The organism is Bradyrhizobium sp. 23 (assembly GCF_023073295.1).
Taxonomy (GTDB): Bacteria; Pseudomonadota; Alphaproteobacteria; order Rhizobiales; family Xanthobacteraceae; genus Bradyrhizobium; species Bradyrhizobium canariense_D.
In genome coordinates, this window is the sequence record NZ_JADPJF010000032.1 from 55143 (window position 1) to 57719 (window position 2577).

Here is a 2577-nt window from a genome sequence, read left to right on the forward strand (position 1 = left end):
CTCGGAATAAGGCGGCACGGCGCAGCTCCCCGGCAGCACCTCGCCTGCGAAATCCCTGACTTGATTCAGCATCGGTTTATCCAATTCCGCCTTCGGGAACGCCATCCTACCGGGGAAACGGACTGCCTCATTGACGCGGATCAAATTCGCGCGCGAATGGCGGTCAGCGTGGACGATGGCGCGCGGGATGCTACACTTCGGAATTCTTTGCAGGTGGGGCCTTTCAGGACATGAGACGTTGTTTGAGCCGCTCGATCGCGGCAGCAGCGCTGTGGGTTGCGTTCACGCCCGCGGCCGGTGCCGAGTCGCTTGCGGCGACCATCGAGCAATGGGGCCTGCTCGGCTCATGGGCGATCGATTGCGCGGCCCGGCCCGACCGCGATAAGGGAGCGCTCTTGACTTACGAGATCCGGAAGGACGGAAGGGTGATGTACCGGCGCAATTTCGGCGAGGCCAAGGACGAAAACGAAGTGGTATCGGCGATGGTCAGCGCCGACGGCCTGCTCAATGTGATGGTGTACTTCCCCTTGCTGCAGCAGACCCGCGAGTTCGGCCTCCTACTCTCGAAGCAAGGCAGCTTGCGCGCAATCTACAATCGCAGTGAGCGCGGCGAATACACGATCAGGGACGGCAAATACGTCGCCACCGGCGCGCCAACACCTGCACAACAGCGCTGCGATTAACTCACCTGAACAGGCGTTCAGAATTCTCCTGCGATTCCTCCGGAACGTTCCCGCGAATGCGCCGTTTAGATTTGCATTCCATTGGAGGAGGACATCATGAAGAAGATTGGTTATGTGCTTGCCGCTGTCGGCGCGCTCGCGGTTGCAATGCCGACGCTCGCCAGCGCGGAGACGGTAGTGATCAAGCGCGGTGGTCATCATCACGGCATGTATGGCGCCCGCGCCGAATACGGCATGCATCGCGATCGCGGCTGGCATCGCGGCTGGCACCATCGCGACCGCGTCGTCGTGATCAAGCGTGGTCACCGTCATCATTGGGACTAATGCGCAACAAAATATGGAGATGGCCCCTCACGGGGCCATTTTCTTTGCGTGCCTTCTTCCTTCTCCTCTTGTGGGAGAAGGTGGCGCGAAGCGCCGGATGAGGGGTATCCCTCGGCGAATTCAAACTGACAAATGTGCGCGCGGAGAGAGACCCCTCACCCGTCTCGCCGCTGCGCGGCGAGCCACCCTCTCCCACAAGGGGAGAGGGTCCGGCGGTGCGGCCCAGCGTCGACTCTCAGTCCCATGCCGGCGCGAAGCCGGGATTGACGCAGCGCCTGTCCTTCGGCAGCGCGGCGATCTTGTTGCGGTCGGCATCGTCGAGCGTGATCTTCAGCGCGTCGAGATTGGCCTGCTGGCTCTCTCGGCGCGAGGCTTTCGGAATCGCGGCGACGCCGTCCTGGTCGAGCAGCCATTTCAGCGCGACCTGCGCCGCGGTCGCATTGTGCCTGCCGCCGATCTCGGCCAGCACCTCATCTGACGCGACGCGTCCCTGCGCCAGCGGGGAATAGGCGACCAGCGGGATCGACCTGGCGTTGAGATAGGCCAGCACCTTCGATTGATCGAGCATGGCATGGTATTCGATCTGGTTGCATGCGATCGGCGCCTTGATGTCTTCGACCGCGATCTTGAGCAGCGCCGTGGTGAAGTTGGCGACGCCGATCGCCCGCGTCCGCCCCTCCTGCTTCAGCGTCATCAAGGTCTCGAACACAGCGCCCCAGTTCGCCGCCTTGGACGGCCAGTGCACGAGATAGAGGTCGACATGGTCAAGCCTGAGCTTGGTCAGGCTGGCGTCGAAAGAGCGGCGGATGGCGTCGGGGCTGAGGTTCTCGTGCCAGACTTTCGTCGTGACGTGCAGCTCGCCCCGCGGCAGCCGGGCCGCGGCGAGCGCCGCGCCGATCGGTTCTTCGTTGCCGTACATCTCGGCGGTATCGATATGGCGATAGCCGATCGACAGTGCGCTCTCGACCGCCGCGCGGCAGGTATCGCCCTGCATGCGGAAGGTCCCGAGGCCGAGCTTGGGCATGCTGATGCCCTGTGTCTTGAGATTATCCATGAACAAGTTCCTGACATCGTTCGGCCCGCCGGAGGCCAGCAGCGATGCTGCGTGAGCAGTCTCTTCGGGGATGGAAAAGAGGTGGCGGGAGCGGACAGCATAGTGCGGCAGACGCACGGCGGCCAATCAAGATCGGGTTAGGTGCTTCCTCACCGTCCCCCGGCTTACGGTTTCTTGACCGCGGGCCTACGGTTTTGCAACGTGCCGGATGACGGCTCGGAGCTGACCTAGTGCTTCCAGTTGCAGATGCCGCCGCTGCGGCACGGCCAGGTCTGGATGCGGGTGTCCATCGCCTGCGCGTCGAGCGGATTGCCGTGGCGATGCGCGAGCTTGGTGCGTGCCGCGCCGCGTGGCTGCGCGGGCTTGACGTGCGCGACCTTCGGCTCCGACACGCGCACGCGTTCGGCGGCGACCTTCTTCGGCACGTCGACCGGCTCGGCGCGCGCCTGCGCCTCGTTGCCACCGCGCGCCTCCAGCGCGACAGGCGCGAACCGGGTTTCGGGCCCGAGCCGCTTG

4 protein-coding genes and 1 pseudogene are annotated in these 2577 nt (G+C 64.2%); 2 read left to right on the top strand and 3 right to left on the bottom strand.

What is annotated here, in order from left to right:
* A pseudogene (locus tag IVB32_RS42990) lies at positions 1 to 72 on the bottom strand (transcriptional regulator); the annotation flags it as partial.
* A gap of 158 nt (positions 73 to 230) precedes the next feature.
* Between IVB32_RS42990 and IVB32_RS04455 the strand changes: the two are divergent.
* Both IVB32_RS04455 and IVB32_RS04460 read left to right on the top strand, forming a co-directional pair.
* The gene (locus IVB32_RS04455) at positions 231 to 683 is read left to right on the top strand and encodes a hypothetical protein (RefSeq protein WP_204513884.1); all 453 of its coding nucleotides are present in this window, start codon (positions 231 to 233) and stop codon (positions 681 to 683) included.
* Positions 684 to 779: 96 nt separating this feature from the next.
* A complete protein-coding gene (locus tag IVB32_RS04460) occupies positions 780 to 1007 on the top strand; it encodes a hypothetical protein (RefSeq protein ID WP_247369243.1) in 228 nt (75 codons plus the stop codon).
* A gap of 235 nt (positions 1008 to 1242) precedes the next feature.
* On the opposite strand, the gene IVB32_RS04465 is transcribed toward IVB32_RS04460, so the two are convergent.
* Both IVB32_RS04465 and IVB32_RS04470 read right to left on the bottom strand, forming a co-directional pair.
* Positions 1243 to 2061, bottom strand: coding sequence for an aldo/keto reductase (locus tag IVB32_RS04465; RefSeq protein WP_247369246.1), 819 nt, complete (start codon positions 2059 to 2061; stop codon positions 1243 to 1245).
* A 227-nt stretch (positions 2062 to 2288) separates the two neighbouring features.
* A partial coding sequence (locus IVB32_RS04470; RefSeq protein WP_247409912.1) for a hypothetical protein occupies positions 2289 to 2577 on the bottom strand: 289 nt, incomplete at its 5' end.